15 protein-coding genes are annotated in these 16,502 nt (G+C 70.8%); 6 read left to right on the plus strand and 9 right to left on the minus strand.

The window, feature by feature from the left end; genetic code table 11:
- Nucleotides 1-25: 25 nt before the first annotated feature.
- Nucleotides 26-1,366: a diaminopimelate decarboxylase gene (lysA, locus tag ACFQ7F_RS05320; RefSeq protein ID WP_383266362.1), complete on the plus strand. Its 1,341-nt coding sequence runs from the start codon at nucleotides 26-28 to the stop codon at nucleotides 1,364-1,366.
- Nucleotides 1,367-1,433: 67 nt separating this feature from the next.
- Here lysA and purB read toward each other — a convergent pair whose 3' ends face one another.
- A complete protein-coding gene (gene purB, locus ACFQ7F_RS05325) occupies nucleotides 1,434-2,876 on the minus strand; it encodes an adenylosuccinate lyase (RefSeq protein ID WP_383266365.1) in 1,443 nt (480 codons plus the stop codon).
- A 212-nt stretch (nucleotides 2,877-3,088) separates the two neighbouring features.
- Here purB and ACFQ7F_RS05330 point away from each other — a divergent pair, with 212 nt between their 5' ends.
- Entirely contained in the window at nucleotides 3,089-3,439 is a 351-nt protein-coding gene (locus ACFQ7F_RS05330) for a hypothetical protein (protein ID WP_383266369.1), read from the plus strand.
- Nucleotides 3,440-3,476: 37 nt separating this feature from the next.
- Here ACFQ7F_RS05330 and ACFQ7F_RS05335 read toward each other — a convergent pair whose 3' ends face one another.
- A complete protein-coding gene (locus tag ACFQ7F_RS05335; protein WP_383266372.1) occupies nucleotides 3,477-4,259 on the minus strand; it encodes an SGNH/GDSL hydrolase family protein in 783 nt (260 codons plus the stop codon).
- A 17-nt stretch (nucleotides 4,260-4,276) separates the two neighbouring features.
- Here ACFQ7F_RS05335 and ACFQ7F_RS05340 point away from each other — a divergent pair, with 17 nt between their 5' ends.
- Complete coding sequence (locus ACFQ7F_RS05340) at nucleotides 4,277-4,792, plus strand: GNAT family N-acetyltransferase (RefSeq protein ID WP_383266375.1); 516 nt, start codon at nucleotides 4,277-4,279, stop codon at nucleotides 4,790-4,792.
- Here the strand turns inward: ACFQ7F_RS05340 and ACFQ7F_RS05345 are convergent.
- Nucleotides 4,782-5,648 carry an alpha/beta fold hydrolase gene (locus ACFQ7F_RS05345; RefSeq protein ID WP_383266377.1) on the minus strand — a complete coding sequence of 289 codons (867 nt, stop codon included), beginning with the start codon at nucleotides 5,646-5,648 and terminating at the stop codon, nucleotides 4,782-4,784. The two genes, ACFQ7F_RS05340 and ACFQ7F_RS05345, sit on opposite strands and share 11 nt — an antisense overlap.
- A gap of 71 nt (nucleotides 5,649-5,719) precedes the next feature.
- Between ACFQ7F_RS05345 and ACFQ7F_RS05350 the strand changes: the two genes are divergently transcribed.
- Nucleotides 5,720-6,715, plus strand: coding sequence for a GlxA family transcriptional regulator (locus tag ACFQ7F_RS05350; RefSeq protein ID WP_383266379.1), 996 nt, complete (start codon nucleotides 5,720-5,722; stop codon nucleotides 6,713-6,715).
- Here the strand turns inward: ACFQ7F_RS05350 and ACFQ7F_RS05355 are convergent.
- Nucleotides 6,696-7,184: a DNA-binding protein gene (locus ACFQ7F_RS05355; protein WP_383266382.1), complete on the minus strand. Its 489-nt coding sequence runs from the start codon at nucleotides 7,182-7,184 to the stop codon at nucleotides 6,696-6,698. The genes ACFQ7F_RS05350 and ACFQ7F_RS05355 overlap by 20 nt on opposite strands.
- A gap of 345 nt (nucleotides 7,185-7,529) precedes the next feature.
- Here ACFQ7F_RS05355 and ACFQ7F_RS05360 point away from each other — a divergent pair, with 345 nt between their 5' ends.
- Nucleotides 7,530-8,147 carry a hypothetical protein gene (locus tag ACFQ7F_RS05360; RefSeq protein ID WP_383266384.1) on the plus strand — a complete coding sequence of 206 codons (618 nt, stop codon included), beginning with the start codon at nucleotides 7,530-7,532 and terminating at the stop codon, nucleotides 8,145-8,147.
- 320 nt (nucleotides 8,148-8,467) lie between these two features.
- Here ACFQ7F_RS05360 and ACFQ7F_RS05365 read toward each other — a convergent pair whose 3' ends face one another.
- Nucleotides 8,468-11,680: a carboxyl transferase domain-containing protein gene (locus ACFQ7F_RS05365; RefSeq protein ID WP_383266387.1), complete on the minus strand. Its 3,213-nt coding sequence runs from the start codon at nucleotides 11,678-11,680 to the stop codon at nucleotides 8,468-8,470.
- A gap of 70 nt (nucleotides 11,681-11,750) precedes the next feature.
- Here ACFQ7F_RS05365 and ACFQ7F_RS05370 point away from each other — a divergent pair, with 70 nt between their 5' ends.
- Complete coding sequence (locus ACFQ7F_RS05370; RefSeq protein ID WP_383266389.1) at nucleotides 11,751-12,401, plus strand: TetR/AcrR family transcriptional regulator; 651 nt, start codon at nucleotides 11,751-11,753, stop codon at nucleotides 12,399-12,401.
- Between the two features lie 39 nt (nucleotides 12,402-12,440).
- Here the strand turns inward: ACFQ7F_RS05370 and ACFQ7F_RS05375 are convergent, their stop codons facing one another.
- The 4 genes from ACFQ7F_RS05375 to malX form a co-directional block, all read right to left on the minus strand.
- On the minus strand, nucleotides 12,441-13,130 hold the full coding sequence (locus tag ACFQ7F_RS05375; protein WP_383266391.1) for an HAD family hydrolase: 690 nt from the start codon (nucleotides 13,128-13,130) through the stop codon (nucleotides 12,441-12,443).
- 26 nt (nucleotides 13,131-13,156) lie between these two features.
- Nucleotides 13,157-13,639 (minus strand): Lrp/AsnC family transcriptional regulator, encoded by a 483-nt coding sequence (locus tag ACFQ7F_RS05380; RefSeq protein WP_383266394.1) that lies wholly within the window; start codon nucleotides 13,637-13,639, stop codon nucleotides 13,157-13,159.
- Between the two features lie 154 nt (nucleotides 13,640-13,793).
- Nucleotides 13,794-14,975: a MalY/PatB family protein gene (locus ACFQ7F_RS05385; protein ID WP_383266397.1), complete on the minus strand. Its 1,182-nt coding sequence runs from the start codon at nucleotides 14,973-14,975 to the stop codon at nucleotides 13,794-13,796.
- 3 nt (nucleotides 14,976-14,978) lie between these two features.
- Nucleotides 14,979-16,502: maltose/glucose-specific PTS transporter subunit IIBC (gene malX / locus ACFQ7F_RS05390; RefSeq protein ID WP_383266400.1), on the minus strand; the 1,524-nt coding region annotated here is incomplete at its 5' end.

Genomic DNA, 16,502 nt, shown 5'->3' on the forward strand with positions numbered 1-16,502 from the left:
GACGAGGCGAAGAGAGAACCTGCCCATGACCACCCTGCACGAACCCGTCACCCCGGACGCCACCGCCGACGACGACCTGTCCGTCTGGCCCGCGTCCACCGCGCGCCTGGCCCACGGCGACCTCACCGTGGGCGGCGTACCGCTCACCGAGATCGCCGAGCGCTTCGGCACCCCGGCCTACCTCATCGACGAAGGCGACGTACGAACACGCTGCCGCACCTACCTGCACGCCTTCCCCGACGCCGAAGTGCACTACGCCGCCAAGGCGTTCCTGTGCCGCGCGATGGCCCACTGGGTCGCAGAGGAGGGGCTCGGGCTCGACGTCTGTTCCGCGGGAGAGCTGGAGCTCGCCGTGACCACGGGCTTCCCCGCCGAGCGCATGGTGCTGCACGGCAACGCCAAGAGCCCGCACGACCTGGAAGCCGCGCTGCGGCTCGGCGTCGGGCGCATCGTCATCGACAGTGCCTCCGAGATCGCGCGGCTCGCCGCCGCCGTGCCGCCGGGCAGCCGTCAGAAGGTGATGGTCCGGGTGGTGCCGGGTATCGCGGCGGGCGGTCACGCCAAGATCCGCACCGGGACCGACGACCAGAAGTTCGGCCTGTCGATCACCGACGGCTCCGCGCAGCACGCCATCGCCCGCATCATCGGCCAGCCAGGACTCGAACTGACGGGCCTGCACTGCCACTTGGGCTCGCAGATCACCACCGACAAGCCGTTCATCGCCGCCGTACGCAGGCTCGTCGGCCTGATGGCCCGCATAAAGGACCAGCACGGCGTCACCCTGCCCGAACTCGACCTCGGCGGCGGCCACGGCATCGCCTACCGCCCCGGCGAGGAAGCCCTCGACATCACCACGCTCGCCCGCAAGGTGCGCGCCGAACTGATCGAGAGCTGCGCGGCGGCCGGGCTCACCGTCCCCAAGCTGCTCATCGAACCGGGACGGGCCATCGCGGGCCCCGCCGGAGTGGCCCTCTACCGCGTGCTCGCCGTCAAGAGGACCGGCGGGCGCACCTTCGTCGCCGTGGACGGCGGAATGAGCGACAACCCGCGGCCCGCGCTGTACGGCGTGCGGTACGCGCCGCGTCTGATCGGCCGGCACTCCACGGTCGCGTCCGCGCCGGTGACCGTCGTCGGGAGGCACTGCGAGGCGGGCGACGTGCTCGCCTCCGACATCGAACTGCCGGGCGACGTAAGGCCGGGAGACATCCTGGGCGTACCGGTGGCCGGTGCGTACCACCTCTCGATGGCGTCCGGCTACAACCTCGTCGGGCGGCCTCCCGTGGTCGCCGTGGCCGACGGGCACGCGCGGCTTCTGGTGCGGCGCGAGTCCCTCGAGGACTTCCGCAGCAGGGACGTCGGCCTGTAGGCCTGTGGGCCTGTAGGACGACGCCCCGTCGGGAGGCTGCAACCGGTCAGTACGGCTACCGAGGGTTCTAGAGAATCGCGCCGGGGGCGTAGGCCGCGGCCTCGGGGTGCTCCTTGAGCAGCACCTCGATCTGGGCGACGACGGCGGCGACCTGGTCGCCGGCCGCGCCCGTGAACGACAGCTTGTCGGCCATCAGCTCGTCGAGCTCGGCGCGGTCCAGCGGAATCCGCGAGTCCGCGGCGAGCTTGTCGAGGAGTTCGTTGCGCTCGGCGCCCTGCTCGCGCATGGCGAGCGCGGAGGCGACGGCGTTCTCCTTGATGGCCTCGTGGGCCTCCTCGCGGCCGACGCCCGCGCGCACCGAGGCCATCAGGACCTTGGTCGTGGCGAGGAAGGGGAGGTAGCGGTCCAGCTCACGCGCGACGACGGCCGGGAAGGCGCCGAACTCGTCGAGCACGGTCAGGAAGGTCTCCAGAAGCCCGTCGAGCGCGAAGAACGCGTCGGGCAGGGCGACCCGGCGCACGACCGAGCAGGAGACGTCGCCCTCGTTCCACTGGTCGCCCGCCAGCTCGCCGGTCATCGACGCGTAGCCGCGCAGGATGACGGTGAGGCCGTTGACGCGCTCGCAGGAGCGGGTGTTCATCTTGTGCGGCATCGCGGACGAGCCGACCTGGCCCGGCTTGAAGCCCTCGGTGACGAGCTCGTGCCCGGCCATCAGGCGGATGGTCTTGGCCATCGAGGAGGGCCCGGAGGCGAGCTGCACCAGGGCGGTGACGACCTCGTAGTCCAGCGAGCGCGGGTAGACCTGGCCGACCGAGGTGAAGGCGCGGTCGAAGCCGAGGTGCCCGGCGATCCGCTGCTCCAGGTCGGTGAGCTTCTCGGCGTCGCCGCCGAGCAGGTCGAGCATGTCCTGGGCGGTGCCGACGGGGCCCTTGATGCCGCGCAGCGGGTAGCGGCGAAGGAGGTCGTCGACGCGGCGGTACGCGACGAGCAGCTCGTCGGCGGTCGTCGCGAAGCGCTTGCCCAGGGTCGTCGCCTGCGCGGCGACGTTGTGCGAGCGGCCCGCCATGACCAGCTCGGCGTACTCGCCCGACAGCTTCCCGAGCCGCGCGAGCACCGCGACGGTGCGATCGCGCACCAGCTCCAGGGAGAGCCGGATCTGGAGCTGCTCCACGTTCTCGGTCAGGTCGCGCGAGGTCATGCCCTTGTGGACCTGCTCGTGCCCGGCGAGGGCGTTGAACTCCTCGATGCGGGCCTTCACGTCATGGCGCGTGACCTTCTCGCGCTCGGCGATCGAGGCGAGGTCGACGTCGTCGATGACCCGCTCGTAGTCGGCGAGGGCGGCGTCCGGCACCTCGATGCCCAGGTCCTTCTGGGCCCGCAGGACGGCGAGCCAGAGCTGACGCTCCAGCTTCACCTTCTGCTCGGGCGACCAGAGGGTGGCGAGCTCGGCGGAGGCATAACGCCCGGCGAGGACGTTCGGGATACGGGGCTTTGCAGGCGCGGCAGTCACGTGTATTGAGTTTACCTGCCGTCCGACCTGCCCTTTGACCGTCCCTACAGTCCGGGAGGCCCAGGCTGTTGGAGCATCGTCCAGGTCGCACTCACAGCCGCTCCCGCAGCTGCTCTCGCGGTCCCGCCCCGCAGCGGGTGAGATCCGGTTGCGACACGAGCAGTCCGTGCACCACAACTTCTCGTGATCCACGTACGTCTAGGCTTCACGGCATGGAGCAGCGCGAGATCATCCAAAGAGTCGTCGGCATCCTGACCGAGGCGATCGAGATGCGCCGACAGGTACGGGAGAACCCGGAAGGCGAGGTCGAACCAAGCGGCGCGGTGGGCACGATGCTCGAGGAGATGCTGCCGCGCATCGAGATCCCCGCCGATGCCAGCCCCATCGAGGTGGCCGAGGTGGTGGGCCGGGAACTGAGCCCCGTCATCGAACAGATCACCTCGGCCTTCGCCTTCTCCTTCGCGCAACTGGCCGAGGCCCACGACGAGGGGCGCAGCGATGTGACGTCGGCGGACGTGCTGCAGTCCATCGCGCTGCACTTCGAGGACGAGGTGGAGGAGTAGAGCGCGTACGCGGCGCCGAGAAAGGCCGGCGACAGGCTTACGCGCGCGGGTCGTCCTCGTAAGGCAGCAGATCGGGCCGCTTGGCCGGGAGGCCGTCCCCGGAGGAGCGGCCCGTGAGGCGGCGGCCGATCCAGGGGACGAGGTGCTGCCGGGCGAAGCGGACGTCTATGACGCGGCGCGCCGCCCAGTTCGGCGGGGCGGTGGCCGGGAGCAGGGAGTTCCAGTCGTCCTCGGGGGCGTAACCGAGTGACTGCCACACCGCTTCCGCGACCCTGCGGTGGCCCTCAGGCGTCAGGTGCAGCCGGTCGACGTCCCACATGCGCTGGTCGCCGAGGGCGGCCGATCCGTACAGGTCCACGACCGTGGCGCCGTGCCGTGCCGCCAACTCGTCTATGTGGACGAAGAGTTCTTCCATGCGCGGGCGGAAGCGCTGGAACACGGGGCCGTTCCGGCCGGGGCTGCGCATCAGGACCAGCTGCTTGCACGCCGGGGCGAGCCGTTCCACCGCTTCCTCGAGGAGGTCGCGTACGCGGACCATGTCGCACTTGGGGCGCAACGTGTCGTTGAGGCCGCCCACCAGGGTGATCACATCGGGCCGCATGGCGGCAGCGACGTCCACCTGCTCGGCCACGATCTGCGCGATGAGTTTCCCGCGCACCGCGAGGTTCGCGTACCGGAAACCGGGGGACACGGCAGCCATCCGGGCGGCGAGCAGATCGGCCCAGCCGCGGTAGCTGCCGTCGGGCAGCAGGTCCGACATGCCCTCGGTGAAGGAGTCGCCGACGGCGACGAAACTGGTGTAGTTGGCATTCATCTGCATGGCGGGAGCGATCGTACATGGAGCTTCGACCCTTCGCCGTGGCGGATGCGACCACGGTCGCAGGCTGGCCGGCCTCCGCCGGTGAGGTGGCCCTTTGGTGTGGCCTCCGGGACTTTCCGGTGGCCGCGCGGGTGGTCGCCGGGTGGCAGCAGGACGGGGATGTGCGGGGTCACGTGCTGGTCGAGGGGGAGCGGCTGCGCGCCTACGGGGAGGTGTGGTGCGACGAGGAGGAGGACGAGGCGGAACTCGCCCGGATCATCGTGGCGCCCGCATTCCGCGGGCGGGGCGTCGGGCGCATGCTGGTGCGGGGCCTTGCCGAGCTGGCCCTGCGGGTCGGGTACACGGAGATCTTCATGCGCGTGCATCCGGGGAACGCCGCCGCCCTGCGCTGCTATCGCGGGGCCGGGTTCCTGCCCGTCGACCCCGCTCTGGCCGAGGAGTGGAACGCCCCGCAGCCGGTCAGCTATGTGTGGCTTCGGCGCGCGGATGCGGGCCCGGCGGCGGGTGCGGGGACCAGGGTCTCTACGCCGTGAAGAAGTCGACGAGCGCGCGGGCGATCCGGCCGGGCGCGTTCTCCGTGGGGATGTGCCCCGCATCCGGGATACGTAGAAGCGTGGTCCGCGGGATCTCCGAGGCGAACCGCTCGGCGTACTCCACCTTCTCGAAGTCGTCCTCCTCGCCCCAGATCAGCAACTTGGGTGTCGCGGACCGCCGCAGCGCGGGAACAAGATCAAGGGTGTAGCGGCTGTCGGCCGCGCCCGCCATGGCCATCCAGGACCGGCGGACCCGCGCATCGGTCCACGGATCCAGATAGTCCGCGATCCGCTGCTCGGTGGCAGCACCGCACAGTGCCGCCGTCACCGCCTCTCGCCGGGCGTCGAGAACGTCGTCGACGGTGGTCCCCGCGTCGGCCCCCGGACCCCGGAAACGGGCCACGTGGGGCGCGGGCCAGGAGTCGTAGGTGACCGAGTTGACCAGGGCGAGGCGGGACACCTCAAGGCCGTCGTGGACGAGGAGATGCTGGGCGACGGCGCCGCCGATGTCATGGCCCGCCAGGGAGAGGGGCCCGGAGATCTTCAGCGCGGACGCGAATCGCGCCACCCAGTCCGCAAGTGCGGGGACCGTGGCCGTCTCCGGGGTGAGTTCGCCTCCCGAACGTCCGAGGCCGGGGAGATCGACCGCGATGGGCCGAAGCCCCGCCTCGGCGATGCGGCCGAGGACCGGGAGCCAGACCCGGCTCCAGTACGTACCGTGCAGCAAAAGGACGGCCGGTCCGTCCTGCTTCCCGCTCTCTCCGGTCTCCACACTCTCCGCGGTCAGATAGCTGGCCGTTTCGCCGTCGACCTGGACCGAGGTTCTCAACACTTCCGTTCCGGTGGTTTCCCTCATAGGACCACTGTGACCGGGGCCGGCCTCCCGGGCCGAGAGTCCAGAAAGACACTCAGAGGTACATTCCTGCCATGAACCTCCATCGGGTGGTGGCACTGCTCAACCAGCCCCAGTCACCGTTCGAGCTCGCCTGCGCCGCCGAGGTCTTCGGCACCGTTCCGCCGGACGTTCCCGGCCGCTACAGCTTCCGCATCTGCGCCGAGCGCCCCGGACCACTGCGGACCACCATCGGGTACGAGATGCTCGTCGACGCGGGACTCGAGGCCCTGGAGGAGGCGGACACCGTGGTCGTTCCCGGCTGGCAGCCGATCGGCGCTCCCGCGTCGCCGGACGTCACCGCGGCACTGCGGGCCGCTCACCGGCGCGGGGCGAGGATCGTCGCCATCTGCACGGGGGCGTTCGTCCTGGCCCGGGCCGGACTGCTCGACGGCCGCAGCGCCACCACGCACTGGCGCAGCATCGACCGATTCGCCGCCACTTTCCCCGAGGTGGAGGTGGACGAGGACGTGCTCTTCGTGGACCACGGCGACGTGGCGACCAGCGCCGGAACCGGCGCGGGCATCGACCTGTGCCTGCACCTCGTGCGGTGCGACCACGGCGCGGCACACGCCGCCCGGATCGCCCGGAACATGGTCCTGCCGCCGCACCGGGAGGGCAGCCAACTCCAGTACGCCGCAAAGCCGTCAGAGCACGCACCGGTCAGGGTGGAAGAGTCGTTGGCGCCACTGCTTGAGTGGGCGACCGCTCACCTCGACGCCCGGCTCACCCTCGGGGGCCTCGCCGAACACGCAGGTCTTTCCGGCCGGACCCTCGCCCGGCGGTTCACCGAACAGCTCGGCACCAGTCCGGGACAGTGGCTTCTCGGCCAACGCCTCGGCGCGGCAAGGGTCTTGCTGGAACAGACCGACCTGCCGGTCGAAGCCGTCGCCACCCGGGTCGGACTCGCCTCGGCGGTCAACCTGCGCCGCCGATTCCGGGCGCATCTGGGCACCACACCCGGCGCCTACCGACGGACCTTCGGCGAGGCGAGTACGTCACGGCAGCACCTCACAGGTCCGGAGGCGTAGCTTCCGGGGCGACCGGCGTGGTTTCCGGGTCGATCGTCGTGCGGCCGATGAGTCGTTCGTAGCGCTGCCTCGCCGCCTGCGGAGTGCCGAGGCCGAGGCCGAAGGCGATGTCCGGCCAGGTCATGCCGCGACCGCGCGCCATCTTCAACAGTGCGGCCTCCACGTCGTCCATCTCGCTGCGCGCCATCGGCACGAGGGTCAGCGCCGCGGTGATGTCCGCGTGGTCCACCTCCGGCTCGTCCTCCGCGAGGTCCGCGATCCCGGTCATCAGGAACGTCACGAGGCGTACGGCCTCGTGGGGGTTGACGATCGTGGCGTGAACCTGCCGGCGCCGCTGTTCGAGGGTGGTCGCGTGACGTTCGGCGATGCGGAAGAGGGCCGCGGGGGCGCGACCGGCGCGCACCTGGTCCGGGTGCGTGGGGCTGAAGGGGTCGGTCTCGTCGGGCTGCTGTTCCGGAGTCGAGGTCATGAGATCAGCATCGAGGGAACACACAATGATGTCAACGTCTCATTGTGAACAAAGTGTTTGCGCGGCTAGGGGTTACGTGGGGCCCAGTCGCCGGTCGGGTCCCGGTGTGGAACGGTAGAAAATGTCCTGAAAGCCACTCGTGGCGAACCTGGTGAAAGGGGTATCGCATGTCATCGAAGCGACGCCGCAAGAAGAAGGCACGCCGCAAGCACCCGGCCAACCACGGGAGCCGACCCCAGTCCTGACCGCCGACCCACCGCTGACCCACCGCCGACCTCGCACCCGGTTTCCGGGTGATCTCGTCAACAGCCTTGCCACCTGGGCCGACGGGTGAACAATGGTGCAATGTTGGAGTTGTTGCGAGAAGTCGGCGTGGAGCTGCCGGGCGGCGCGGGACTGTTGAAGTTCGGGATGACACCCGGCGAGATCCTGGAACTGCTGCCGCCCGACACGGTCACGCACCACCGGCAGTGCATGGGGCTGACCCTGGGCCAGTACGCGGAGCTTCGGCACGCGCACGACGCCTGGCTCGGCGGCCTCCTCTACGAACCGGACTGGAGCTTCGACGCCGAGCTCGGTGGCGTCGTCCTGGGATTCGGCGGTGGCGGCCCAGGGGCCACGGACCGGCTGGCCCGCGTGGAGATCCAGGCGCGGGCCCGGGCGGACGGTCAGGGCGGCCCGGAGTCGACTCCGGTGGCCTGGGACGACATCGACCTGTTCGGCTATCCCGCCGCCGAGATCGTGGCCGTGCTGCCCGGCCTCACCACGGCCCCCGACGAGCCGCCGCTGGCCGAGATGGCGGTGGACGAGCTGGGCCTGCGCCTCTCGCGGGCCAGGCCGACGGTGGAGCACTGGGAGCGGGTGACCCTCTTCGGGCCCGGATCCGGCAGCTGGGGCGCTTGCTGCGCGGGCGGACTCGTCTGCGCCGAGCAGGGGGACGGCCTCGTGGGGATCATGTACTGACCCACTGCCCGGGGGTGGTTACGGCCGTGGCCCGGATGCCCGGGGCGGTTATGGCCGGGTCCTGCTGCCCGAGGGTCATTACGACCTTGGTTCGGCAGCCGGGGCCATTACGACCTCGGCCCGGCTGCCCGGGGCCACAGCACGGCCTCGGCTCGGCTGCCGGGGGGCGATTATGGCCTTGGCTCGGCAGCCCGGGGACATTACGACCTCGGCCCGGCTGCCCGGGGCCAGCACGACCTCGGCTCGGCTACCCGGGGCCACTACGGCCGTGGACCGGCAGCCCGAGGGCGATCGGCCGTGGCCCGCCCAGCCAAGGGCGATCACGGCCGTGGGCCGTCCGCTCCCTCCAACGCCGCCAGGATCCAGCTCCTCGACTCCGCGGGGTCGATGACCGCGTCGATCTCGAGGGCGGCCGCGGCGTTCACCGCCTTGCCGTGCTCGTACAACTCGGCGACACGGGCATCGAAGGCCTGCTGCCGCTCCTCGGGATCGGCGATCGCGGCGAGCTCCTTGCGGTAGCCCAGACGGACCGCGCCCTCAAGGCCCATCCCGCCGAACTCGCCGCTCGGCCACGCCGCCGTGGCCGTGGGTGCGCGGGTGGAGCCGCCCATCATGGCCATCGCGCCGAGCCCGTACGCCTTGCGAAGCACCAGGCTCACCAGGGGGACGCGGAGCTGGGCGCCGGTCACGAAGAGCCGCGAGAAGTGCCGTACGGTCGCGGTCCGTTCGGCGTCGGGGCCGACCATGAAGCCCGGTGTGTCGCAGAGCGAGACGACAGGAAGCCCGAACGCGTCGCACAGCCGCAGGAAGCGTTCCGCCTTGTCCGCCGCGTCGCGGTCGATCGCCCCGCCCAGGTGCCCGGGGTTGTTGGCGAGCAGCCCCATCGGCCGGCCCTCGACGCGTACGAGAGCCGTGATGATCCCGACGCCGAAGCCGCGGCGCAGCTCCAGGACCGAATCCGTGTCGGCGATGCCCTCGATCGCGGCCCGCACGTCATAGGCGCGGCGCCGGTTCTCCGGAACCGCGTGCCGCAGCAGCCGCGGGTCAGGCGCCTCCCAACTCCCGCCCGCACCATGTGAGAAACTCCCGCCCGCGCCATGTGAGAAGTGATCGGACGAGAAATAGCCGAGGTACTTCCGCGCCACCCGCACCGCATCGGCCTCGTCGGCCACGGCGATGTCCACGACGCCGTTCGGCACCTGGACGGACAGGGGGCCGACCTCTTCGGGGCGGTACACGCCGAGACCGCCGCCTTCGATCATCGCGGGGCCGCCCATCCCGATGCTCGCCTCCGGCGTCGCGATCACCACGTCGCAGCAGCCGAGCAGGGCGGCGTTGCCCGCGAAGCACCGCCCAGACGCCACACCCACCAGGGGCACTTGACCACTCAGGCGACCCATCTGATGGAACGTCGTCACATCGAGCCCGGCGACGGACGTCGTGTCGGTGTCCCCGGGGCGCCCGCCGCCGCCCTCCGCGAACAGCACCACGGGCAGCTGCCGTTCCTCGGCGAGCTGGAGCATCCGGTCCGTCTTACGGTGGTTCTGCAGGCCCTGGGTGCCGGCGAGCACGGTGTAGTCGTACGACATCGCCACGCACCGCACGCCGTCGACCCGCCCCGTGCCGGTGACCATGCCGTCGGCGGGCGTCGAGGTGATCAGATCGTCGAGGGAGCGGCGGCGGCGCTGGGCGGCGATCGCGAGCGCGCCGAATTCCGTGAATGTGCCCTCGTCGCACAGGTCCTGGATGTTCTCGCGTGCCGTGCGGCGCCCGATGCGATGGCGTTTGGCGACGGCGTCGGGGCGGTGCGCGTCCAGGCCGATCGCGTGCCGGGCCAGGGCCTCGGCCAGGTCGGGGCGGACGGCGTCCGGGTCCGCGGCTTCCTCTGCGTGAGCCGTGGCCGCCTCGCCCGCGGCCGACGCGTCCACCGTCACCAAGGGGTGGCCCTCCGTCGTGGTGTCGCCCACGCGCGCGTGCAGGGCGGTCACGGTGCCGGAGGTGTCCGAGCGCAGGACGTGCTCCATCTTCATCGCTTCGAGCACGAGCAACTGCTGCCCCGCCGCAACCTGTTCGCCCACCACCACGTCCATGCCGACGACCGTCCCCGTCATGGGGGCGGCGATCGTCGAGTCGTCCCCCGAGAGCACTTGCGGAGTCTCAACGGGCAGCAGCTCGGCGATGTGCTCGGCCACGAAGCCCGTGTGCGCGCCGCCCGCGATGAAGCCCGGATGCGCGAGCAGGGCGCGGAGCAGCGGGATTCCGGTGCGTACGCCCTCGACGGCGAAGTCCGCGAGCGCGCGCGACGCACGTTCGCAGACCGCCGCGAAGTCTCCGTGCGGCGCGTGGGTGATGACCTTCGCGAGCAGCGAGTCGTAACGGGCCCCGATCTCAGCTCCGTTGCGTGCCGCGGTGTCCACGCGCACACCCGGGCCCGTCGGCACGTCGAAGCGCGTGAGCGTGCCCGTGGAGGGGAGCGCGGTACCGTCGGCGGTCGGGGACTCGGCGTTGACGCGCGCCTGGAGCGCGTAGCCACGCGGCTGTGGGGGAGGGCCCGCGAGGCCGAGTGACTCGAGCGAGTCGCCCGAGGCCAGGCGGATTTGGGCCGCGACCAGATCGACGCCCGTCACTTCCTCGGTCACCGTGTGCTCGACCTGGAGACGCGGGTTGGCCTCGATGAAGTGGAACTCCTCGCCCAGGAGCAGGAACTCGAAGGTGCCGAGACCGGTGTAGCCGCACTCGCGGGCCATCCGGAGAGCCGCGGACACGAGCTTGTCCCGTACGGCCGTGGGGAGTCCGGGCGCCGGAGCGATCTCGACGAGCTTCTGATGACGGCGCTGGGCACTGCAGTCGCGCTCCCAGAGGTGGGTGACCTCGCCGGTCGTGTCGCCCAGGATCTGGACCTCGATGTGGCGGGCGCCGGTCAGCAGCTCCTCCACGTACAACTCCGCACGCCCGAAACCCTGCAGAGCCTCCGAGCGGCAGCGCTCCCAGGCGTCCGGGAGTTCGTCCGGGTGCCGTACGGCCCGTATGCCGCGCCCGCCGCCGCCACCGATGGCCTTCACCATCACCGCGCCCGACGGGCCGAGCCCGGCGAGGAACGCGGCGGCACCGTCCAGGCTCGTCGGCCCCTGGGTGCCCGCCAGGACGGGTACTCCGAGCCGCACGGCGAGCGCACGCGCGCGTGCCTTGTCGCCGAACAGGCGAAGGACTTCAGGAGATGGGCCCACGAACCGGAGTCCGGTCTCCGCGCACCGCGCCGCGAAATCGGCGTCCTCGCTCAGGAACCCGTAACCGGGGTGCACCAGTTCGCACCCGGAGCGCCGGGCCGCGGCGAGTACCGCGTCCGCGTCCAGGTAGGCGGCCGGTCCTGTGCCGCCCAACGGCTGTGCCTCATCCGCCAGTTGAACGTGCCGCGCGGCGGCGTCGTCCTCGGCGTACACGGCGACGGTGCGCAGTCCGACCTCCGCGGCGGCCTGCAGGACGCGGACGGCGATCTCCCCGCGGTTGGCGACGAGTACGGCGGCAGAACCCATGAAGCCCTCCTGAAGTGTCTGGCGCCGCCATGCTCATTGACATTGGCGTCAACGTCAATAAGCTCGCCGCGTGGCACGAAACCAACAGCCCTGGGCGACCCGGACCGCCCGCGACCGCAGCGACGCCCCGGCCCGCGGGCGGCTCCTGGACGCCGCCGAGGCCGTGTTCGCGCGGCGCGGTTACGGCGCGACGACCATCGCCGACATCACGGCGGAGGCGGAGGTCTCGCGGGCGGGCTTCTACGTGTACTTCGCGTCCAAGGAGGAGATCTTCCGCGTCCTCGCAGTGCGCGTGCGGGACGCGTTCCTCGCAGCGCAGGACGTGCCGGGCGTCGACAGGGACGACGCCCGCGAGGTCGTAGGGGCGTCCACCGCCGCGTTCATCGCCGCGTACGCCCAACACTTGCCGCTGCTGCGACTGCTGGAGCAGCAGGCGCAGACCGACGACGACGTGCGTGCCCTGTGGGAGGAGACCCAGGAGCGCCCGATCCACCGGTCCGCCCGCTACATCCGGCGGCTGGCGGCCGAGGGCAGCGCCCGGCCGGTCGCCGATCCGCTGGCCGTGGCCCGCGCGGTCGGTGGCATGAGCATCCAGTTCGCCCGGCTGACGGCGGCCGACCCTCAGGCGTACGACGCGGCCGTGCGCGATGTGACGGCCATGTTCCTGCACCTGCTCGGAGTCGACCCCCAGGCTGAGGAGTCGCCAGCCCCCGCGGCCTGACGACGGTGGCCGTGTCGACGGCTACGGCTACGGCTACGGCTACGGCCGCGGCACCGACGCCAGGTAGTCCCACGCCGCCCGCGCCGTGAACTCGGCCTGCCCGCCCCGCAGCAGCAGCCCGGCGGACGCGAACGCGGGTGCGTCCGCGTGGGCGGTGACATAGGGGATCGCGATGCAGCGCATGCCGGCCGCGTGCGCCGCCGTCGCGCCCGGGGCGGCGTCCTCCAGGACTACACAGTCGGCCGGGTCCGCGCCGAGGAGCGCGGCCGCGGCAAGGAAGACGTCGGGCGCGGGCTTGCCCCGCGCGACCTCGTCGGCCGAGACGACCGTGGTCAGGAGCGCGTCGAGGCCGGTGCCCGAGAGGATCGCGTCGATGGCGGCGCGCGAGGACCCGGAGGCCACGGCCATCGGCACCCCGGCTCCGTGCAACCGCTCCACGAGCTTGCGCATCTCCGGGAAGACGTGGGTGTCGGCGCGGGCGAGCACGAGATAGCGCCGGTCGAGTTCGGCGAGCAGCTCGGCCACGGGTACGCCGATGCCGTACCGGTCCTTCCACGTGGCGAGGGTCTCCTGGGTGCCGATGCCCACGTACTGCTCGTTGTCGGCCCAGGTGTACTCGACGCCGTGCTCGGCGAGCAGCTCGCGCGAAGCCGCGTAGTAATTCGGCTCGCTGTCCACGAGTGTGCCGTCGAGATCGAAGATGACCGAGGTGCCGCCGAGGGTGCTCATGCGCTCAAGGATGCCAAAGCCGCAGATCACCGCTGCGCGGCGGAGGCCCGGCCGATCGACTCGACGAGCGGGAGCAGACGGTGCGGGACACGCTCGCGCAGAGCCATCTCCGTACGGGTGCGGACCACGCCCGGCATCTGGATCAGCTGCTGGACCACGTCCTCCAGGTGGCCGTTGTCCCGGGCGACCACGCGGGTCAGGAGATCGCCGCCCCCGGTGATCGAGAAGGCCTCGATGATCTCCGGCACGGCGGCGAGCGCGTCGCCCACCTCGTCGAGATGCCCCTGCGTGACCTCGATGTGCACGAAGGCGAGCACCGGATGCCCGAGCGCGGCAGCCGAGAGGGCAGGCCCCGTCCCGGTGATCACCCCGTCCCGCTCCAGCCGGTCGAGCCGTGCCTGCAGGGTCCCACGGGCGACCCCGAGCACACGCGCGTACTCACGGACGCTGGTGCGGGGCTGCTCCAGGAGGAGACGCAGAATGCGGGTGTCGAGTTCGTCGACGGCCATGGTGCGGGGGCTCCCTGGTGCGGGGGATGAACCTTGCGACTGTACCAATGGGACACCATGTGCAGCCCCGTAGCCGGTCAGCCGAGGGTGGTGGCCAGTCGACCGTTCTCGGCCTCCTCGGCGGTCAGTTGCACGGTGCCGCGGTTGTGAGTGCTTATGGGCCGGTAGCGACGGCGCGCTGAACCGCCCGCACAGCCTCGACCAGCGCCGTGGTCCCCCGCTCGGCCTTGGCTCGTGGGCAGCCCACGTTCAGGCGTAGGTGGCCGGGGGAGCCGTATGCCGTGCCGGGCATGATGGCCACCTTCTGCGTTTCGATCAGCTCGCGCTGGAGCGCCTCGTCGTCCACTCCCAGGGGGCGTACGTCGATCCACGCGAGGTAGCCCGCCTCCGGTGGGGTCCAGTGCAGGGTCGGGAAGGCCGTGTTCAGGCGGTCGGCGACGAGTTGGAGGTTGCCGCGCAGGTAGGTGCCCAGGGCCTCCAGCCAGGGGGCTCCCTCCCGGTAGGCCGTGATGTGGCCGACCAGAGAGAGGACCGCCGGGGACGAGAGCCCGTCGGCCTCCTTGAGGTGACGCAGGTACGCGTCGTGGGTCGCGGGGTCGCCGATGATGCCGTAACTGCCGGTGAGCGCTGGGATGTTGAAGGACTTCGACGCCGACGTGACGATCGCCCAGCGTCCGCCCCGGGCGCCGTGCAGCACCCACGGGCGGTGTACGTGCGGCGGGTGCGCGAGGTCGGAGTGGATCTCGTCGCTGATCACCGCGACGCCGTACCGCGCGCACAGCTCCGCGATGCGGTTCAGCTCGGCCTCCGTCCACACGTGGCCCGTGGGGTTGTGGGGTGAGCACAGGAGCAGGACCGACGTGTCCGGAAGGGCGAGCAGCCGTTCCAGTTCGGTCCAGTCGTCGAGCGGGCAGCCCAGCAGTCGTCGTTCGTTCGCGGCGACGGCCTTGGGGAAGGCGTCGTACGCCGGTGTGTGGACGACGACGCCGTCGCCCGGCTGTGACCAGAGCCGCAGGAGCCGGGCGATCTGGTAGATCACGGACGGGCCGTAGACGATCGACTCCGGGGCCACCTCGGTCGCGTGGCGTGTGCCGTACCAGTCGACGATCGCGGAGAGGAAGTCGTCCTGGCGCCAGCGGGAGTAGCCGAGCACGCCGTGGTCCAGGCGGCCGCGCAGTGCGGACAGGATCTCGGGTGCCGTCTCGAAGTCCATGTCCGAGATGGTGAAGGGCAGCAGGTCCGGGACGCCGAAGCGGTCCTCCACGTAGTCCCACTGCGTGCACCAGGTGCCGTGCCGGTCCACGGGTGTGTCGAAGTCGTAGGACGGGTGTTCCACCGGTCAGCTCACCCCGACCAGCGACGCGATCGCGTCCTTCACCGACTGCACCTGAGGGCCGATGATGACCTGCACGTTGTGCGCGTCGAGCTTGATGACGCCGACCGCGCCGAGCTTCTTCAGGCGGGGCTCGTCGACCTGTTCGGCATCCGCGACCGTCATACGCAGGCGGGTGATGCAGTTGTCCAGGGTCTGTATGTTCTCGCCGCCGCCGATCGCGGCCAGGATCGCCACGGCGTCGTACTTCCCCGCGATCAGCTCACGCGGAGCCTCCTCGGTGCCGGCCGGGCCGGTCTCTTCCTCTTCCTCCGCGGGCTCGTCGCGCCCCGGCGTCTTGAGGTCGAAGCGGACGATGGCCCAGCGGAAGAGGAAGTAGTAGGCCGCGAACCACACCGCCGCGATGACAGGAATCAGGTACCACTTCGTGGTCGTGCCCTGGAGGACACCGAAGACCAGCCAGTCGATGACGTTGCCGTCGGTGTTGCCGATGAACACCCCGAGGACGGCCGCGGTCAGGAACCCGAGGCCGACCAGGACGGCGTGGATCAGGTACAGCCACGGCGCGATGAACAGGAACAGGAACTCGAGCGGTTCGGTGATGCCGCCGACGACGCACGCGACGACGCCGGAGATCAGGAGCGCCTTGATCTCGGGGCGCATCTTCTTGTTCGCGCAGTGATACATCGCAAGGGCCGCGCCCGGCAGACCGCCGAGGTAGACCGCCATCTTGCCCTGGGACAGGAAGTGGGTGGCGTTGGTGACCGCGTCGCCGGGCGGGTTCGAGCAGTTGAGCTGCGCGTAGAAGAGGTTGAGGGCGCCGGAGAGATGGTCCCCGCACACCGCGCCCGAACCGCCGACGTCGGTGAAACGGAACATGGCGACGAGGATGTGGTGCAGGCCGATCGGGCGCAGGAGCACCTCGCCCATGCCGAAGAAGAACGGGCCGAAGACACCCGCGTGACCGATCGCGCGCCCCAGATCCGTGATCCAGCCGTTGAACGTCGGCCACACCAGCGGGATCAGCAGACCCAGCAGGCTGAGCGTGAGCGTGGAGATGATCGGGACGAACCGCAGACCGCCGAAAAAGGCGAGCGCGTCCGGCATCCGCTGAGCACGAAAGCGCTGGTGAAGCACGCTGACAACGATGCCAACAGCGACAGCGCCGAGCAGTCCCGTATCGATGGACTGGATGCCGATCACGTCGGCGATGCCGTAGTGGGCGATGACCTTCTCGTCCTCGAGGTCCACGCCCTTGGCGGTGAGGTAGAAGTTCACCGCCAGGTTCATCGCGGCGAAGCCGACGAAACCGGAGAACGCCGCGACACCCTTGTCCTCGCGGGCAAGACCCAGCGGGATGGCTATCGCGAACATCACGGGGAGGAACTTGAAGGCGACGAGGCCGGTGCTGGCCATCCACGTGAAGACGAGGTGGAAGCCCTCGCCCTGGAGGAAGGTCAGGTTGTCGGTGACGGCGTCGCTGGAGAGCGAAGAGCCGATGCCCAGCATGATGCCGCAGAACGCGAGCAG

Source organism: Streptomyces sp. NPDC056486 (genome assembly GCF_042795295.1).
GTDB lineage: Bacteria > Actinomycetota > Actinomycetes > Streptomycetales > Streptomycetaceae > Streptomyces.